Consider the following 17,803-nt stretch of genomic DNA (forward strand, 5'->3'; position numbering starts at 1 on the left):
GGGGGGGGCTTTCCAACACCAACGCGTCCTTAGCTGTTTGCGCTCTGTCCCCCCCCCCCCCACGCCGGCCGCGCGGCCGAGCCCGGTGCCGCCCTGGCGATCATGTCGCGAAAGCCGCTTTCGGGACATCACCTCCGCAACTCCCGGGCCAGAGCTGTACGCCCGTGTGATTGCGGTCACATTCGGCCGCTTTCACGCGGGTGCGCTCCCCGAAAGCGGCATTCCCCCTACAAAGCAACCGTTTTGTCAGGAAGTCGCGGGATACATCACGCACAAAATGCTACTCTCTGCATACACGTGGACACCCTGAGTGACAACCTTGGTGAAAATTATAGGTCGGATCACGAAGGTTCCCATGACGTCGCACACCCTTCGCGGGAGCCTGGGGAGCCGACCCCTGGGACTGGCGGCGCGGTCACGGCCGCGTGGCTGCGCCCCGCGTTGGCCCTCTCGCGCCGCGTGCACTTCTCGCCCCTACGTTCGATGAACTTCGAACGATGGGGCAGGGTGACTGCTGGACACTTCGCCCAGGCGCGACCCGCTACGCGGCGCCCCGCTGCCGCATCACGCCAGCCTCGGCCGCGCGTCGGGCAGGTGATCAAGTGACGGACGCGACAGTCTCCGGACTGGTTCCCCCCGCGAATCTGCTCGGGCGTAAGCCTAAGCAGCAGAAGCTCCCCTGCCTTAGCGTTCTCGAACCACAGGCGAAGCCAACCTGGGCCTACAATATCTCGAAGGTGGACCAATCTGGCCGGTTCTCCGACCTCCACACATTGCATGCACTAAACTGGCTTCCGGGACAACGCTTAACATTCACGACCCATGCAAACGAAGCGATTGTGATCTCCGCTGATGCCGACGGAGCATTCGAGCTTTCCTCGAACACTCGGATACAAATACCCGCACCACTAAAGGCGCGCTGCAACATTGGCGCCGGCGATCGCGTGCTTCTCGCAGCAAGCTCGACCGATAACCTACTTCTTGTATATACCATGTCGTCGCTGGAGACTGCGATTTCGAGTCTGCGCACCGCAATCTTGGACGGTCACCAATGACGGTCCCAGAACTCAATGTCGGACAGCAGAATAAGGACGTCGTGGCCGCGGCACGCGTTCTACTTGCCCAACTTGGTGTCACCATGCAGGACATCATCCAAGACGCCGCCGCCGTGAATTCACTCCCTACCGTACGCGCCTACCTGCCCAAGGTAGAAAAAGCGGCACACCCGGGTTCACGAAACACCTGGCAAGGCCACTGGGACTTCTTGGTGCGCGAATTTGGCGACGCCCCGATAGATTCGCCAACACCTTCAGACCTGAAGGATATGGCGGTCCGAGCAAAATCTAAGGGAAGGTCGCATCGCTTAGGCAAGCATGGAATCGGCGCTATGCGTGCTTTTATTGACGCTACGAGGTTTTTTTATCGATGCGCAGTCGACGATCAGCTGATATCCGAATTTGACAACCCCGCACGGCACTTAAAGAAGCCCGCTTCGCCGATAGGTACTCGGCGAGCCCTTTCCCAAAGAGAGATTTCGGAGATAAACCGCGCAGTTACTCAGGGTCGCGACCCTGAGCTTGATACACTGGTTTTGCGGTTTCACATCGAAACCGCCTGCCGGATCGGCGGCATCATGCACCTGCGACGTGAGGATCTGGACAAGTCAGACTGCATCGTAAGGCTGCATGAAAAGGGCGATTTGATTCGCAATCAGCCGATTTCTAGAACATTAATGGATGCCCTTCTGGCCCACGACGACCACAGGAGGCCGCCGGGCCTGATTGGCAGAGAGCTAATTCGCCGCCAGAATGGCAAGGCGCTGAGTAAGCACTACTATGACTCCCTGTGGCACCGAATCGGCAAGGAGGTTCCGTGGGTTGAGCAGCGACGTGTGACCTCGCACTGGCTTCGCCATACGACTCTCACGTGGGTGGAGCGCCATTTCGGCTATGGGGTAGCGGCAGCTTTTGCTGGACACGTAACCTCTGGCGGCGGAGTACGGGGCAACACTCTAACGTATGTCAAGGCGTCTATCGGGGAGGTGGCTGCCGCTCTTTCCGCATTGACCGGCGAGCTTCACCCTCTCGCGATTGATCATGCCGACGAGATTCGCGAATACCTACTTGCCGATACTGATCCGAGCCCTTCGGTGGCACTGCCGAGTTATTCGTCCCCTGCGGCTCCATCACATGATCACGACGAATCCATAACAACATCAGACACTCCGCCGGCAAGACTCGTCAACAGTTCGCGTGACGCGGAGCGGATGACTTCCCTATCCTGCGTGCGCACAGCCGAAGGCACGCAGAAATGACCACAACTACAGAGTTCGTGCTCGATCACGCCAGCCGCCTCGGCGGGATCGCCCGGAAGCGCGACAGGACTTGGTATGCATGCGAAGTTCTGCATCAGGAGAATGGAGATACATTTTCGACCGCGGACGTAATGAATTGGCTCGCGCGATTTGGCTACGGTCCAGATACCGAGCAGGGACAGTTGCGGCAGCAGATCTCACCGGTGGTGACCGAATACCGTCGGGCTAACGATCTGGGTGGAACTGGACGAGGGAGAGCTGATAGGCCCGTCTCAGGCAAGTTGCCGGGCGTAGTGGCTGCCACCGAAGCGCGGGAGCGCGCCAGGGCGGCAGCGGCGGGTTCGCGACGGCCAGAGCCGTCGCGTACGCGTGATGCGCCTGCGGTGCCGGAGGATATCGGCCACGACATCCAGCGAGGTCGGATCCGTGACGGGAATCCCTCCCGACCTCGCCTACAAGCGCGGCCGGACGGGCAGGGCGTCCGCGGGGACTCGCCGCAGGCCCCTTCCGGGCCGCTTGAGGCTACGTCGCGCTCGGCGGCCGGGCCTTACACGGGCGAGGCTGAAGCCGGGGCTACCAAGTCGTCGGCGCCAGGTATCTCTTCGGCTGTGGCTCCGACAAGTGCCGACACCCCAGCTGCTGCGCCTGCAGTCAATACCTGGCTTCGGGTGTTGCTGGTGGTAGTGGGCCTGCTGCTGACAGCGGTCATTGTCGCGCCGATCGCGCTATCGAGTCAGGACATCATCGGCTGGGCCGGCGACAAGGAGTCTGGTCTCGGCTTGGAGCGACCGTGGCCGTTGGTGGTGTTTGTCGCTCTCGACGCCGCAGCCGCCGTGAATGTCGGTCTGGTCGTCTACTGCGCTTGGCAGGGAGACAGTCCGGGGGTCTTCGCGCTACTGGTCTGGGCGTTCGCTGGGCTGTCGGCCTTCGCCAACTTCCGATTCGGCTCACGGCCTGGCGCTCCGGCTGATGCGGTCTGGTTCTTCCCAGTTATGTCTCTGATCGGCCCATTCCTGCTAGAGGTCATCACTCGGCGTGTGCGGCGCTGGGTTCAGGAAGATGCAGGCAAGCGATCACGCCACGGGGTGAGCTTCGGAGTGGCTCGTTGGATCCCTGGTGTCGGCGCGCTCCGAGAGACGTATGGCGCTTGGCGTCTGGCGCAGCTCGATGGGATCGATAACGCCGATGACGCGGTCACTGCGTATCGGCAACTCATGCCGGATGGCGGGCTCCGTCTGGTCGCCGCGTTGCGCGCGCGGGATAGCAGGCTGGAAAGGTCAGACAGACACGTCCGGTGACCTGTGGCCGCACTGTCTGGTGGCCAGACGAGCAGCAGTGTCTGCTCGTCTGGCCCCGCCCGGAACGCATGTCCGTCTGACTGTCCGACTGCGATTCACGGCGGACCTCAGACGTCCCATGGGGGTGAAGGGCTTTAGCATTCTTCTTGTCTGACTGTCTGCCACCACCGTGGATAAGTTCGCTCTCCCGCGTGACGCGGCATGGGTGTGTCTTGTGCGCTCGAAGCCCGCTGGGGACGTCGTTGGTCCAAGCGTGAGGCGGATCCTCGCGCTGTAGCTGTGCCGGGTCGGGGCTGCGGGCAGGGTAGGTGAGCGACCTGTGCAAGGTTGAACTGCCGGTGAACAAGGAGTTCCCGTCCGATCGTGCGTTGGCTTATAGGGCGTTATACAGGAGCTGGCTGTCTTGTCCGGCCGAACTTGTCTTCTCCGGCCTACGCAATGTTGTCGCTAATAGTCGGACGCGCCCGAGGTCGACCGGACCGACTGGTTGGCGCTCACGAACCTTGTCGAGGTTCGCGAGTCTGGGAGCCCCCGGCGTAACGATCGGTCCTCAGGTCCCGTAGCCCCCCGACCCAAACGTTGGCCTGCGTCGTCTATGCCTTCCGCATCCGCTTGGCCGCGCCGGTGCAAGTCTGTCCACGGTCTTCCCGGGGGGTACGCCGCGCTGACCGTCCGCTGTGACGTCGGCACGGTCAGCGACGCCATCCACGCCACCGTCAATACCCGTCGCCCTGCTCCAGATCTTCGATAACAAGAAATCCTCTCCAACCGACGATCTGTGACGAACCACGGCATCTGTCACCTACGGCGGGCTTGGCCCTGCAGGTTCGCCTGTAGCGGATCACGGTTGCTGTCACCGACTGACCCCGCTAGCTGTCACCATGAGGTAGTTGATGGTCTGGCGCGACGGTCAGTATGGCGGTCTTCGACGGAGCGCGGTTCGGTGGCGTAACGAACTTTGAAAGCACGCACTTCACGGAACAACCACGTACCGCAGGAGCCAAGTTCGAGCGCGGTCGGCCAGGCAAGTTCCCCATTTGACGTTCAAGGACCCGCCCTGAGGCGCTCCCGCCTTGTGTACGTGTGCGGACAACGAGGCCTGATGCGTCGGCGGTGATCGACGCGGCCCGGGCGGGAAGCGCCCCCGGCTATCCCAAGGGCCAGGCCAGAGTTCCTGGCCTGGCCTGGCCCTTGGGATGTGCCCACCCGCGCGGCGTGGTGCCGGGCGAAGGGATCAAGCCGTGTCGACGTCGGATGGGGGCGGCGGCCCGGCAGTCGGTAGGCATGCTGCCAGACCGTCGTCCCGGTCCTGCATCGCCTGCGCGGCCGTACTGCGTTACCCGTCCTGGGCCAGTGGCCGGGCCGGGTTCTCGCGGACGGTGATGTGGACCGGGCCGATGTCGATGCGGGCGATGCCGATCGCGAGCATCGAGCCGGTCGCTAGCATGGTGATGGCCGCGGTGACGGCGACCGCGCGCCGGGCTACCGTCCCGCTGGTCAAGATCCGATCGGCCAGGGTGAGCAGGCCATGCCGCTCACCGCACCGCTCGTCCTGTCTGCCGGGGTGATTTCCGGGCCCTTGTTGATCTTCTTCCGGCGTAACCTGCCGCCGGTCGCGCACAGGGGACGGGTCGCCGTTGGATGCTGGAATCCACTTCTTGCGCGGACGTAACCTCACAGTCGTTCCTTTTCTCGATGTCGGGGGCCTGCCCGGCTGGCGCGCTTTCGACGGCCGTTGACCGGCCGGGCAGGCCGATCACGATGACGTCGGCAGGAGGGACGACGACGTCCCCGGGGCTGGAACCCCGGGGACGTTCACACACCGGCCCTCCCACAGGCGTCACGCCAGAATCTAGAGCCGTCCCCTGCATTTCCTCCCTGGTTTAGGCTGCTCGTCGGCGGCCGGTACGGATACGGCGAAAAGCGGCATCCGCAGAACGCCCGACCGATCACTCCTGCTGGCTAGAAATCAGGGTTTACGCACGTCAGCTATTCGCATCACCACGGTGACGAATCACCTGTTGCGCTACCTGGGTGACATCGCAAGTGAAGCAATGTGGATCTTGACCTCCGGACGCGACGAGCGGCCGGGCGATCACGTCCAGCGGATCCCCCGGCTACCCGCCGGGCAGTACGCACCGGACAGATAGGCGGTCGCCGTCTGCGTGGGCCACCCGTTCGGACGCAGATACCGCCCTGGCCCGCCTCGTACCGTCGATCACACGAGGGATCGGGACTGTGTCACACGGTGACCGTAAGGGAGGGATCGACGGTGCTAGTGCGGGTTCAGCACGGCACCGCCGCCACGGCGCACGGCCTGTCCGGCGCGGAGGAACGCGTCGTGACGCTGCTGTCGTCCTGGACGGGCAAATACCACCTGCCCGGCCTGGCGCTGGTGAACGTGAACGTGCCGGAGAAGACGGCGGTCCGGCAGGTCGACGGGCTGATCTTCACCCCGTCCGGGCTGATCGTCCTCGAAGTGAAGGGCTTCACCCGCCCGCAACCGGGCACGCTCACGGTGCCGCCGAACGGGGCGTGGACCGTCGACGGCGAACCGGCCGCCGTGCACACCCTCACCGGGCTCACCCCGGGCGATCAGGTCAAGGCCGGCGTGTACGCGGCGAAGGCGGCGCTCGCCGGGATCGACGGCGCGAAGGACTCCTTCGTCACCGGCCTGGTCGTGCTCGTCCCCCAGGGCCGCGGCCTCCAGCTTGGGGACACCGGCCGGGCCGGGCTCGGCATCCATGTCGCCCTGGCCACTCAGAAAGACCTCCGGCGCGTGATCCGCAGGGTCACCAACCGGGGCAGCACCTGGACCGCCGACACGGTGCTGGCCGCCTGCCACATCCTGGCCCTGGGTCACCTCGCTCCGGAGCGCGCCGAGCTGCTCGCCGAAGGCTTCCTCGACCAACCACCCGCTCCGACACCGCCGACAGTGCCACCGCCGCGCACCACCAGCCCGCCACCGGCCCCGACCCGCTCCCGGGCCAGCACTCCGGCCAGGACCGCCTCGACGTCGACGAACACGTGGTCGCGCTCCCCTGGCCTGCCGGCGAAGCCGCCGCCGGACTTCGTCTTCGACCCCATCACCCCGCTGACGCCGGCGGCTCCGCAGCCGCGGCCCGCCGTGCCACCTCGGCCGCCCGCACGCCCAGCAGCGAGGCCTGCGCCCGTCCCGTCCGAACGCCCGGCGAGACGTCGACGGATCCCTTGGGGACTGCTGATCGCGCTCACCTTCATCTGCACGATCGGTGTCACCGCCGCGATCCTCGTCAACCAGATGTTCGCTGGCCGTTGAGTGCGCCGGATTCTGCAGCTGTGGTTCTGGCCCTGGGCCTGGGAGTTCTTGCCACCAGCAGCAGAAATTTTGCTATGGCCGGGTCGACCTCTCGATGTCGACCACCTTGGAAGAGGGCGTCGACCGCGCGGGCGCGAGGCGTTGCGGAGGATCAGGCGGTAGCACAAATGTGCTACATCCCCGGCCCGGTAGAGTTGCCGCTGTCACAGGCTTTCCTCGTGGCGCGCTCGGCTGATCGATCGCCGAGCACAGCGCGGGCGAGGAAGGGAGGTGATGACTGTGGAAGACGACGAGCCGTCAGGCTCGGAAGAACCGCGGGAGCGTTCACGCTCCAGGTTCGTCCTGGAACTGAGCGGCCCGATCACCGTGAAGGTGACCGGGCCCGCGGTGGCTCTGATACCAGTAGTCGCTTCGCCGGCGGTCGCCTGGTTTCTGAGCCGCTGATTCCTCAGTCGCGGGGAGTTCCGGGGCCGCCTACGCGGGCCGGGGCTCCCCGTTTCTTTGTGGGTGATGCAGGTGCACTCTACCTGAATCACTTCCGCGAGTGTCCTTACTGTTGGCAACGCAAGGCCGGACGCCTAGCGGCCCATGCCCAGGACATGGCCAGGGTTGTGACCGTGGTGCTGGTCGTAGCGGTGCGGGTCGTAGCGCTCCTCCTGGCGTCCGGTGCGTTGTTGCGCGGCTCGGATCGCGCGTTCGGCCTACAGGCCGCGTTCGGTGCTGCGGTCGTTGTCTTCGGCGTCGTGCTGGCTTCCGGGCCTGCGGGTGCCGAGGTCGGCTTCGTCGCGGAGTTTCGCCGAGGGTGAGGTCGGCCTTGTGGGCGGTGTTTCCAGCGCGGTCGGCCTGGCGGTGGAGGTCGTCGACGTCGCGCTGGTCGGCGACCTGAGCAGCCTGGCGATCCCCGTCGTGGTTGTCGGCGGCGACGCGGGCTTCGGCACCGGCGCGGTGGAGGCTGACGGGGTTCGGGTCGCGTTGGACGAGGGTGTTCATGCGGGCGCGGAGGTCGGTGGCGACAGCACCGAAACCTCAGGACCTGTGCGATGCACGGCAGGCCGCTGAGGATGGCGTCGGTGATGAAGACCGTGCTCACGGCGGCTCGACTTTGTGCAGCGGCAGTGTGTCAAGCCTGCCGCGCAGGCAGCAGTCGAGCACCGCCACGCCCTGGATACGTGTCCACGATCGACACACCATGGCCAGCGTCGCCGGATCAGCTAGGCCGGGTAGGTCGGCGTCCTCGATCTCCTGCGCGAGCAGTTCGCCAGGCTGTTCCAGCCAGACGGCGTCGATGACGGTTCCCCGCACGAGGTAGGCCACCGCGTCCCACTCCCCCGGAGTCAGCGGGGGAACCCCGGCGATCTCCCGTGCCAAGACGCGGGAGAGCGTGTCCTCGGGCAGGGCGAGGCGGGGATCAGGCATGTCCGCGCGGGCGTGCTTGATCGTCTGGTCGACGGCGCCGACACTGATGCCCAGGTGTGTGGCGACCGCGGCGCGGCCGCCACGACCCACAGCGCGCACCGCGGTGGTGATCGCTGCGGCACGGCGGGCGGGAAGCACCTCGAAGCGGGTGCGGTCGATCTCGGCGAGCTCGCGGTCAAGGACCTGCTGCCACGTGGACTCCGGCATGGTGTGACCTTTCTGGATCGTCAGCAGGGCGACGACAAGGCGTCACGCAAGCCGCGCAGGTAGTCCTCGAGCCCATCGATCACCGCGTCGGGCTCACCGGAACCATCCCGGAACTCCGCAAGCAGCCGCCGCGCGGTCGCCGCGATCGCCTCGTCGGTGGTCGCCCCGGTAATCCCGGCTTCCTCGGCGGTCCACATCTCGCCGACGCTATCCACGTCGTAGACGGGCAGCAGGCCCGCGGCGTCCCGATCGTCGCAACGGGGCAACAGATCGGCGATGTGCTCGACGGCGGCCAAGGCGTCCGTGTCAAGCCGGATGACGGTGTTGCTGCCGTCCCACACCTTTTCCGCTCCCGCCATGACCCGCTCGGCTAGGGGCGCGACCTGGGCGAGCAGTTCGTTCACCGCGTCACCAGTCAGCAGCGGAATCGTCCAGTGCCGCTCGAAACCCTGGTACACCTCCGGAGAACAACCCCCGTCCACGTTCGCGTCGTAGTCGGCCCACAGGCGCCCGCTGATCACGTCGAGAGCGATGTACACGGGCTGCGGCCCCTGCTCGCCGCGATACCAGCGCAACAACTCGTCCTGGGCGCCACAGTTGACGATCGCAACCTTGGCCATCCTCGCTCCTCCCAAACCCGGGGCCTACAGTTGCAACTGTAGCAAGTTACAGTTGCAACTGTAGTATTCTTCCCCTTGGGCAATGTCGTGTTCTTCGACTCGACTCCCGAACATGCTGAACGGACCCAGTCGCGCTTCTCAGTGAGAGCCAGCGGTGAAGGTGGTGTCGATGGCCGCGTGACAGGCCCCATCTCGTCGCGCTTGGACGAGATCGATCATGAGCAGAGCGAGACGTTGTTCATGCGGCGAGCTGAAGCTGCGGCGCGGACGGGCGCGATGTCGCGGCGAGGTGGCCGGACGACAGTCGCGGAAATCCTCGGTGTCGGTGTGAATGCGATCGGGAAAGCATTGCAACTGGACCGCAGGCATCCCACACGCACTGTGCAGCGGCAACTGGACACGTTCCGCCGACACAACACTCGTCGACCCTCTATCCCCAAGGAAGTGCATGACCGCCCAGTTCTCGCCATTCAGGCCGCCGATCGACCTGTCCGACCTGCCGAACTTCACCCCCACGCCACAGCGCCCCCGCCGCGCGGTGTTCGTCGGACGAGTGTCCACTAAGGACAACCAGAACCCCACGACGTCCATCCCACGACAGGTCCTGTACTCCTCCGCGCGCTTGGAGGAGGGCGAGGAGTTCGCCGCCTACTTCTGGGACGTGGAGTCCGGGATGCTCCCACCCCGCCTGCGCGGCCTGGGACCCCAAGAAATGTACGACGCCCTCAGCGTGCCGGTCCCCCGCGACGGCGGCCTGCAGGATCTCGTCGAACGAGCCGAGCAACTGGGCGTGACCCACGTCCTGGCCGAGCGATCCGACCGGCTCGCTCGCGCGATGCTCACAAGCCTGGTCGTGGAGCACGAACTCGAGCAGCTCGGCGTCGAAGTGGTGTACGCCAACGAGCCGTCGGGCGGCACCGAATCCGGCCGGCTGCGCACCCGCCGCTATGGGCAGGTGGAGGCGGAAATCTACCGGACGACCATGCTGGAGATGTCAATGGGCGGTCAGGTCCAGCACGCGATCAACGGCTGGAACCACGGCTACCCGCCCTACCCGTACATCGCGGTGATCGACGAGACCGCCCCGCGACAGCACAGCGGACGCTTTGGCGAGCCCCGTCCGAAAAAGAAGCTCGCGCCGCACCCCGACTCGCGCCGGTTCGATGCCGCCCGAGAACTGCACCGCCTGCGACGTGAGGAGTGCCTCAAGGCGGCGGACATCATCAAGAGCCTGGCGTCGGACCCGGACCGATACCCGATCGAAGGCCGGTGGACCCACAACCTGGTGGAAGGGTTGATCGCGAACCCGAAACTGACCGGCTACCAGGTCTACAACCGGAAAGCGACCCGCACCGGGCGGCCCGGCATGTCCCGGATGAATCCGCTCTCGCAATGGGTGTGGTCACCACAAGTCACCCACGAGCCCGTCATCAGCCTCGACGAGTGGAAAGCCGCACAGGAGGTCACAGCAGGGCTGAAGACCGGGGCCGCGGAGTTCCTTTCGCTCCAGAAGTTGCGGGCCGCGGTGAGAGAACTGGGGCTCACGGTGACCGTGGTGCGCGGCGGCGGCACGCACACGCTCTATCAGATCGGAGACCGGCAGGTTGTCCTGCCGGCACCCATCCCTGACCCGGTCATCAACCAGGCTATCGACGACCTGCGTGCGAAGCCGTGAGCGCGACCATCGAATGCCATGCCCGCCGGCACAACGACATGTGGGTAGCCAACGTCCCCCAGCACAGGGTGTACGGGTGGGGCCGGACTTTGAAGGCGTTGCGCGACGATCTCATCCACGGCCTCAGCCTGATGGGGGTGACCACCGACGTCACCATCACCGTCGTCAGTCCGGAGTTGGATCGCCTGAGGCGCGCTCAGGCCGCCTACGACGCCGCGCTGGCGGACGCCGTGACCGCCTTGGCCGCCTTGGGAAGCACAATCCGAGACACCGCTCAGGCGACTGGAGTGCCCATCGCCCGCGTAGAAGCCCTCCAGGCCAAGCCGCCAACCCCGCTCGCCCGAACCCGCAGGAAACGCACACCGAGAGACGGATAGGCCCTTCGCAATGCCCGCGTTTCGGATCGTGCGGAGAATCTGGACGATGCCCAGCTCTACCAGCACCATCGCATCGCGTGGACGACGAGTCGAGATGCGCACTACGGCACAGGCTGCGGCAGGAACCGGGCGACCGTCCGGAGATCCGGATTGCCGAGCATGCTTCTCGTGCGCCGCATCCGACTCTCCGGCCGGAGCACGCTCGGATCTCCTCCGCGTGCGGTCAGCGCCGCCGGATCCATTCCCGTGGGGGGACGATCGGATCGATGCCCAGGAACTCGATGCGGGCGTGGTCGACGTGACGATCCCTGGCCGCGTTCGGGTGCCGTAGCCGAAGCTCAAGTGCGGGCGGGCTGTTGAGGTAGTCCGCGCGGGGACAGCCGTCGAGGTGCGGGCAGGCGTCGACCTCCAGGTTGCAGCCCCAGCAGAGCAGGCCTTCTCCGAACTACCCGTTGTGGCGGTGGTGAATGGAAGTTCGCGCGCTTCGAGCACCGTTGGGGACCGTGGCTGATCGTGTCGCGATGCCGGGCATCGGGTGATTCGTCAGCGGTCGATCTCGGTAGTAGTCCTGCGCAAGATGCTTGGGGTTGGTTCGGTGCCCTCCTAGGCGCTGATCAGATGGATACGCGCCGAGCATCGACAAGGCGGCACGGCATGATGGCGCGCTTGCGACCACAGCTTTCGGACCCTGGCCCATGCTCCGATGCCGATGTCCTCGACATCAAGATCATCACATTGTGTAATCGACTTGATGCGTCGAGTCGTCGAGAATGGGCGCCATCCAACTCCGCATACTGAAGGGCTTTTGCGTGTCTATGAGGAAGAGGTTCGCCGTTCCGGCCTTGGCGCTCGGGGCGTTATTCACCGTCGCACCCGCCGCCTACGCGACTCCCGCGCCAGCAGCCGAGGACACAAGTGACTGCATCGACGATGGAACGGTGACGCGCGTCTCTCGTGCCGCCCGGGACGCCTTCGACATGGCGGCCGACTCGACGGCTGGATTGGCTGCGTCGCTCCTGGGCACGGGACCGGCCCCCTCCCCGGCGCCCACACCACGACCGGTGCCGGATGCGTCCCAGCTACCCCAAGGGACTTCGCTGTGCCACGCCGAAGACGACGAAGACGACGATGAGGGCGAAGACCTCACGGACGCAGACTTGGCAGACATCGCCGGCGTCAGCGTCAAAGAAATCGCAGACTTCAATAGCGTCACCGACAAGCTCTTCGGCGACAAGCCATTCGGCGGCTAGTGGCTCGGCGGTGCCCCACCAGTCGAAGGCACCTGATTCAGGTAGCAGACCCCGCGCCGACGAGGTTCGGGCGCGTTCACAGGGAGAGCCTGCTCAGCCCACCACTCAGCACTTCATGTTGTTCCAGGAGGCGCTGAAGACAGCCACTGGAGCTGGCTTAAGTGAAGGCTTAGCAGGCATCTCTCCCTCAGTGCAGGAGGTGGCGCGGCTGACCGGGGCACGGAGAAGCACCTCGAGGCGATCCTGATCTCGTCGTCGCTGATGTTCACAGAGACCGAGATCGGCGTGGCTCTTCGTGACGGCGTCGCTGATGGGCGAGAGCAATTGAATCCTCGCCGACCGGTCACCGAAGATCAGCGGGTCAATTGCTGTTTGTGCGTCCGGCGACTTGGCCGAAGGTCGGGAGTCCGAGGTGGGTAGTGGTCGAGTTGGGTGTGGTGTCCATCTGTGTGAGCTTCTCGTTGGCGCCGGCGAGGCTGATCTGGAGGCCTTCGACCTCGCCGGTCCATCCTTCGCGTTGTGCTTCGGCGATGCGGTCGATGAGGTTGTCCCGGATTTCGACAAGACGGGCTCGCTGGGACGGCTCGGGGCGCAGGAGCGAGCAGCGAACGCAGGCTTAACCGAAATGATCTTGAAGTGGGGGTTGGTGGTATCCGAACCGTCACTGTGACCCTCTGTCACAAAGGAATCTTCGCGATGCGTACTGCCGGGCGTGTCGATCAATCAGTGAGGTGTCGGTGGTCATGCCGCGCTGCCAGGCGTCGTAGTCGTCGGAGGTACTGGCCGCGGAAGCGGCGCTGGGTGGTCTCGACTCGAACGAAGTCCGGGTCAGCGAAAGCCTCGTAGTAAGAGTTCTCGGCATCGTCCCGGCCGCCATCGGCGTCGACGAGGCGTGCGAGGGCCTCCTTCTCCGGCGGTCCGCTGGGAAGGTTGACGACCCACTCGGCCTTCGGCGTGTCCGAACCATCCACTTCACCAGTATGCCCCTCAGCCGGGGTCATCAGTACTGAACACCCTTGTCGGCGGCTATGCATGTCTGCCTCTTCAGCCACTCGGCAAGGGTGGTGTAGTCGGCGTCGACGAGGCCATGCTGGTGGTCGACGCAGTGCAGTCGGGCAGGTGCCCGATGGTGTGCGCGCACCCACTTCCGGTCGGCGTCGGTGATCTCGTCGTCGACCCAGGCGAACGGGAGTCCTGCGGCCCAGTCGACGAGCGCGCGGGTCTTCCAGTGCAGTCCGTCTCGCCCGTCCTGCTCCTCGAACTCGGAAGGCTCCGGCCAGTCGACCACCGGCAACTGCGGAAGGCCCAGTCGCGGCGATAGGCACTCATTCGCTTCGGCGGCCCATGTTGTGGCCCAGACCAGATCGCAGGGCAAGGCGGCCAGGCGGGCCCCATGCCCGGGATCGACCCTGGCTAGGAGTGGGTTCGAGCTGGCGGCCGTTGAGTCGTGGTCGGAGGGGTATGTCGGGTACTGCCCTGACGGAGCACCGAACGGGATGAGCGGCCCGTCGACGTCAAGGAACAGCAGCGGCCGTGCTCGGGAGCCTGTCACGACTGCACGATAGCCGCCGATTCGGGGTGCGGTGTCCCGGGCGTGTCGCTCGGGGACACCGCTGAGGTGGTCAGCCCGCGCCCGACCGCCCAGCCGAGGAGCGAATGTCGGGCATGCCGAGGTCGACGGTCGCGTTGCGTGCGGCGCGCATGGCCTCAAGTTTCTGGGCTGCGGCGGCCATGGTGGTTTCGATCGCGGCGACCTCGCCCAGCCAGCCCTGCTCTTTCGCCTCGTCCAGGCGGTCGACGAGGTTGGCGTGGATCTCCTCCAGTCGCGGCAATTGGGCTGGGTCAACCCGGAGGAGTGGGCATCTGACACACGCGTTTTCATGTGTACAAGGGGATCCATAGTCACGGCCACAGGTTCCCAATGCGACTTTCCGCAACTCGAAGTGGGCGAGGAACTCGGTCCACTCGGTGGCGGTGAGGTCGCGGTATTCTTCGCTGGGACGTTGGGCGCGGCGGCGGGCGATGAACGCCCGGTGGTGGGCGATCACGTCCTCGGGGTAGATGGCGGCGTAGCCCATCGTTGTGTCCACTGTGGAGTGACCGCAGAGCTTGGCGGCGACGTGCGGTGGCAGGCCGGAGCGGATGGCGTCGGTGACGAAGATCCTCCGGAAGTCGTGGGGCCGCCACTCCAGGGACTGGCCGGCGGCGGTGATCTGCGCGGCTTGGGAGGTGGCGACGAGGCACTCGCGGATATAGCTGCGAGTCAGCGGCCGGTCCTCGGTGCCGAACCGCCGCTGGAACAGGAACGGCATCGGCGGGCTCCAAGTCTGTTCGAACACGTCGTAGGCGGACACCAGTGGCAGTGCAGCGTTGCCGGCGCGGACCCGGAAGATGATTGCGGTCAAGACCTCCGCAAGTTCCGGGGACACCAGCAGCAGTCTTTCGGAGTCGGTTTTCGAGGGGGCGACCTGCAGCATTGGCACGACCTCGCCGGTGGTGGGCAGCGTGTAGGCGATGAAGCTGTGGTGGGTCAACTCCAGCATTTCCTCGATGCGGATCCCGGTGTGTCGCAGCACTTCCACGGTCGCCCATGACCAGAACGCGGCCGACTCCTCGTGGCTGAGGTCGCGGCGCTTGCCGGTGGCCAGATCGAGGGCATAGACACGGCCGGACTCGCCGACGCGACCGCGCTCGAACCGCTGGCCGCATGCGGTGAACCGGCCACCAGCAGGGATGGCTTCTGCGATGTTGATGCGTTCCTCGGCATCCTTGCGCTGCTGGTCGACGGCCCGCACCAACGCTGGGAGCAGCGGCAGTTGGGTGCGGGTCCGCTGGTCCATCCGGGCTTTGACCCGCGCCTGAACCTTCTTCCGGGTGACCTCGCTGGCCTTGATTGGGCAGGGCGCGACCCAGGGAGCCCATCGGGCGGGGTCGTCGGCGGCCCAGCGGGCGATGTCCTCGTAGAAGGCCCGGACGAACACCAACTCGCTGCGGTAGTTGACCCGTGGCCGCACGGGTTTGCCGTCGGCGTCACGGATGTGGGCCAGCCGCTCTTTCCAGGCTTGTGCGACCTCGGAGGCCAGTCGCAACGAGTCGATGCCGGGGTGGTGGATCTCGAGGTCGCGCCAGAACAGCCGGCAGAGGTTGCGGGCGACCGAGCGCAGCGAGGTGTGGTCGAGCTCAGGGGAACGTTCGGTGAGGTACTCGATGAGCAAGTCGCGGACGGGTCGGCACTGGATGCCGTAGGCGTCGACGATCTGCTCGACGCTGCGTCGGCCGTCCACTCGCAACGCCCGCAGCCGGTCGGGTGCCGTGGCTGGCAGCACCCCGGCCTTCTTCAGCAGCGCGTAGAACAGCGGACGGCCGGCGCTGCCCCGGAAATGGTGCTCCTGCAACGCTTTGGTCAGCTCGACGCAGTCGCCCACGGTGATGTCGGCGACGCTGCCGCCTTTGCGGATCACGATCCAGGTGAGCTTGTTCAATGCGTCGGACCTGGCGTAGCGGGCGGCGTCGTGGGCATCGCGCTCGACGCGGGCGAAGCCGTCGGGGTCGATGGCCTCGCGGGCCTCGGCCAGCATCAGCACCTGGCGCTGCCGCAGCAGCCACCGGTAGCCGGGCCGGATAGCTTGTCCAGCCACCAGCATCGTCACACCGCCGTTCAGCTCGTCGCGGTGGTAGCCCCGGGGCTCGGCGATCCCCTGCAGCGGCAGATCGGCCCAGTCGAAGCCGGCGGCGTCGGCGCCGCTGGCCAGCCAGCGGTCCTGCCAGGTGTTCCCGGGCAGCCGCTCCAGCCAGTCCAGCACCTTGCCCAGGCCGCGCCGCCTGGCCTGGTCACGGGCGACACTCGGCCCCTTGCCAGCGAACAGGTGCAGCAGTCGCTCCACCAACTCCTCGCGGGTCTGGCGGGTCTGCCACCAGCTGTGTGCGCCCGGCCGCGGCTCCCATTCGCCCAGCTGTCCGGTGTCAGCAAGGTCTGCTCCGGACGCGACGACGGTGGTGTCGACCGTCGTGCTGCTCACCGGGAGCCTCCCTCGGTGGGCGCGGTGCCGAACAGGGTCGCCAGCACCTCGGGCCTATAGCCCGGCGCCGGTGGCGCTGGCGGCCGTTTCCGTTGGGCGCGCTGGCGTTCGTGGTGGGCCAGGACGTTGGCGATGACCTCGTCGGGTGTTGGCGCGGTGTAGATCTCCGTCGTGGTGATGTGCGCGTGACCCAGTACCCATTGGACGTCGACCAGGGTGAGGTCGGGGTCGCGGACCATCCGCTTGGCCGCCGAGTGCCGCAGGTCGTGGAGGGTCCAGTTCGCCCCGAGAGCGGCGTTGGCCTTGGTGAACACCATCCGCGCCGCGTCGTAGGTCAACGGCCGGAACGGCCGGCGCAGCGTCCACCACAACGGCTCGTCCGGCCCCTTCGGCGCCAAGCCCAGGGTTTCCTGCTGGTAGAGCCGCAGCCAGACGAACGCGTCCGCCGAGGCCGGCAGCCGCTGCAAGGCCCGGCTGCCCTTGCGGACCACGCCGATCACCTGCTCCTCGGGCTCCACCAGGCCCTGGCGGACGCCCAGCAATTCGGAGGCGCGTGCTCCCGTAGAGATGTAGAACGCGAGCAACGCCCGGTCCCGGTGGCACGTCAGCGCCGCGAACAGCTCGTTGAACGCCTGGTCCGGGATGCTCCGCGGTGCCGGCTTGGGTTCCTTCGGCTGGTACGACGCGCGATGGGACGGTCGGCGGAACGGTCGCATCGGATTGTGGTGGGCGTTGAGATGCTCGTCCTCGACGCCTCGGGTTTTGGGGAACGGGTTGACCAGCGGCCGGCCATGGGCCTCCCGGTGGTACTCGTAGAACGAGCGCACCACCGCACGCGCGTGTCGCCGGGTCCGGGCCGCGTAGTTCTCGCCTTGTGTCGCCTTGCCCGTCACCGGGTTCACCGACCCCGGCGCGGGCGCGTCGGCCCGCCGCGGTCGGGCCGGCTTCTTGGTCGTCTTCAACCACAACGCGAAGTCCCGGGCCTCCACCCGACTGGCCAAGGACCAGGGGATCCCCACAGCGCGAAGGAATCTGAACCAGGACAACAGCTCATACGCGTACGAGCGCAGGGACGCCGGGCTCGCGTCGTCGGCGAGCATGTGGCGGAGGAACTCGGTGACCGCCGGTTCCTCGTCGCCGTGCTCGTCGACCAGCCGGAACGGCAGCAGCCGGTCCCCGGTCTCCTCCACCCTCCCGATCTTGGCGACTGCCAGGGCCGCCACATCTCTAACCACCGTGCGACGTTCTGCCATCCCAACCTCCATGGGCCGTCTACTCTGACGGCACGGGATCAGAGCAGAAACGCTCCATCACTCGCGGTGACTCACG

The 17,803-nt window shown here is 66.1% G+C and carries 15 protein-coding genes; 8 read left to right on the top strand and 7 right to left on the bottom strand.

Annotated features, from left to right (window positions below; all coding sequences use genetic code 11):
- The first annotated feature begins 1,138 nt into the window (after positions 1 to 1,138).
- Positions 1,139 to 2,314, top strand: coding sequence for a tyrosine-type recombinase/integrase (locus ACZ3HL_RS41335; protein ID WP_465537230.1), 1,176 nt, complete (start codon positions 1,139 to 1,141; stop codon positions 2,312 to 2,314).
- A gap of 668 nt (positions 2,315 to 2,982) precedes the next feature.
- Positions 2,983 to 3,612 carry a hypothetical protein gene (locus ACZ3HL_RS41340; RefSeq protein ID WP_465537233.1) on the top strand — a complete coding sequence of 210 codons (630 nt, stop codon included), beginning with the start codon at positions 2,983 to 2,985 and terminating at the stop codon, positions 3,610 to 3,612.
- A 1,336-nt stretch (positions 3,613 to 4,948) separates the two neighbouring features.
- On the opposite strand, the gene ACZ3HL_RS41345 is transcribed toward ACZ3HL_RS41340, so the two are convergent.
- Positions 4,949 to 5,290: a hypothetical protein gene (locus ACZ3HL_RS41345; protein WP_465537234.1), complete on the bottom strand. Its 342-nt coding sequence runs from the start codon at positions 5,288 to 5,290 to the stop codon at positions 4,949 to 4,951.
- A gap of 594 nt (positions 5,291 to 5,884) precedes the next feature.
- Between ACZ3HL_RS41345 and ACZ3HL_RS41350 the strand changes: the two genes are divergently transcribed.
- From ACZ3HL_RS41350 to ACZ3HL_RS41360, 3 genes are all read left to right on the top strand, one after another.
- The gene (locus ACZ3HL_RS41350; protein ID WP_465537236.1) at positions 5,885 to 6,910 is read left to right on the top strand and encodes a nuclease-related domain-containing protein; all 1,026 of its coding nucleotides are present in this window, start codon (positions 5,885 to 5,887) and stop codon (positions 6,908 to 6,910) included.
- A 617-nt stretch (positions 6,911 to 7,527) separates the two neighbouring features.
- The gene (locus ACZ3HL_RS41355; protein ID WP_465537238.1) at positions 7,528 to 7,716 is read left to right on the top strand and encodes a hypothetical protein; all 189 of its coding nucleotides are present in this window, start codon (positions 7,528 to 7,530) and stop codon (positions 7,714 to 7,716) included.
- A 10-nt stretch (positions 7,717 to 7,726) separates the two neighbouring features.
- Positions 7,727 to 7,969: a hypothetical protein gene (locus ACZ3HL_RS41360; RefSeq protein ID WP_465537240.1), complete on the top strand. Its 243-nt coding sequence runs from the start codon at positions 7,727 to 7,729 to the stop codon at positions 7,967 to 7,969.
- Positions 7,970 to 7,996: 27 nt separating this feature from the next.
- Here the strand turns inward: ACZ3HL_RS41360 and ACZ3HL_RS41365 are convergent, their stop codons facing one another.
- Together ACZ3HL_RS41365 and ACZ3HL_RS41370 are read right to left on the bottom strand one after the other, a co-directional pair.
- Positions 7,997 to 8,533 (bottom strand): hypothetical protein, encoded by a 537-nt coding sequence (locus ACZ3HL_RS41365; RefSeq protein ID WP_465537241.1) that lies wholly within the window; start codon positions 8,531 to 8,533, stop codon positions 7,997 to 7,999.
- A 20-nt stretch (positions 8,534 to 8,553) separates the two neighbouring features.
- On the bottom strand, positions 8,554 to 9,153 hold the full coding sequence (locus ACZ3HL_RS41370) for a hypothetical protein (RefSeq protein ID WP_465537243.1): 600 nt from the start codon (positions 9,151 to 9,153) through the stop codon (positions 8,554 to 8,556).
- Between the two features lie 448 nt (positions 9,154 to 9,601).
- On the opposite strand from ACZ3HL_RS41370, the gene ACZ3HL_RS41375 reads away from it, so the two are divergent.
- The 3 genes from ACZ3HL_RS41375 (at position 9,602) to ACZ3HL_RS41385 (ending at position 12,455) form a co-directional block, all read left to right on the top strand.
- Complete coding sequence (locus ACZ3HL_RS41375; RefSeq protein ID WP_465537244.1) at positions 9,602 to 10,828, top strand: recombinase family protein; 1,227 nt, start codon at positions 9,602 to 9,604, stop codon at positions 10,826 to 10,828.
- Positions 10,825 to 11,205 carry a hypothetical protein gene (locus ACZ3HL_RS41380; protein ID WP_465537246.1) on the top strand — a complete coding sequence of 127 codons (381 nt, stop codon included), beginning with the start codon at positions 10,825 to 10,827 and terminating at the stop codon, positions 11,203 to 11,205. Before ACZ3HL_RS41375 ends, ACZ3HL_RS41380 begins: the two co-directional genes overlap by 4 nt.
- 770 nt (positions 11,206 to 11,975) lie before the next feature.
- On the top strand, positions 11,976 to 12,455 hold the full coding sequence (locus ACZ3HL_RS41385) for a hypothetical protein (RefSeq protein ID WP_465537247.1): 480 nt from the start codon (positions 11,976 to 11,978) through the stop codon (positions 12,453 to 12,455).
- A gap of 719 nt (positions 12,456 to 13,174) precedes the next feature.
- Here ACZ3HL_RS41385 and ACZ3HL_RS41390 read toward each other — a convergent pair.
- The 4 genes from ACZ3HL_RS41390 to ACZ3HL_RS41405 all read right to left on the bottom strand — a co-directional run bounded on the left by ACZ3HL_RS41390 (position 13,175) and on the right by ACZ3HL_RS41405 (position 17,664).
- A complete protein-coding gene (locus ACZ3HL_RS41390; RefSeq protein ID WP_465537249.1) occupies positions 13,175 to 13,456 on the bottom strand; it encodes a hypothetical protein in 282 nt (93 codons plus the stop codon).
- Entirely contained in the window at positions 13,456 to 14,007 is a 552-nt protein-coding gene (locus ACZ3HL_RS41395; protein WP_465537250.1) for an HAD domain-containing protein, read from the bottom strand. Before ACZ3HL_RS41395 ends, ACZ3HL_RS41390 begins: the two co-directional genes overlap by 1 nt.
- A 70-nt stretch (positions 14,008 to 14,077) precedes the next feature.
- Positions 14,078 to 16,474, bottom strand: coding sequence for a tyrosine-type recombinase/integrase (locus ACZ3HL_RS41400; RefSeq protein ID WP_465537252.1), 2,397 nt, complete (start codon positions 16,472 to 16,474; stop codon positions 14,078 to 14,080).
- Positions 16,471 to 17,664, bottom strand: a complete 1,194-nt coding sequence (locus ACZ3HL_RS41405; RefSeq protein WP_465537256.1) for a tyrosine-type recombinase/integrase — start codon at positions 17,662 to 17,664, stop codon at positions 16,471 to 16,473. Before ACZ3HL_RS41405 ends, ACZ3HL_RS41400 begins: the two co-directional genes overlap by 4 nt.
- Positions 17,665 to 17,803 lie beyond the last annotated feature (139 nt).

The sequence above is a fragment of the Amycolatopsis sp. NPDC000009 genome, assembly GCF_055563465.1.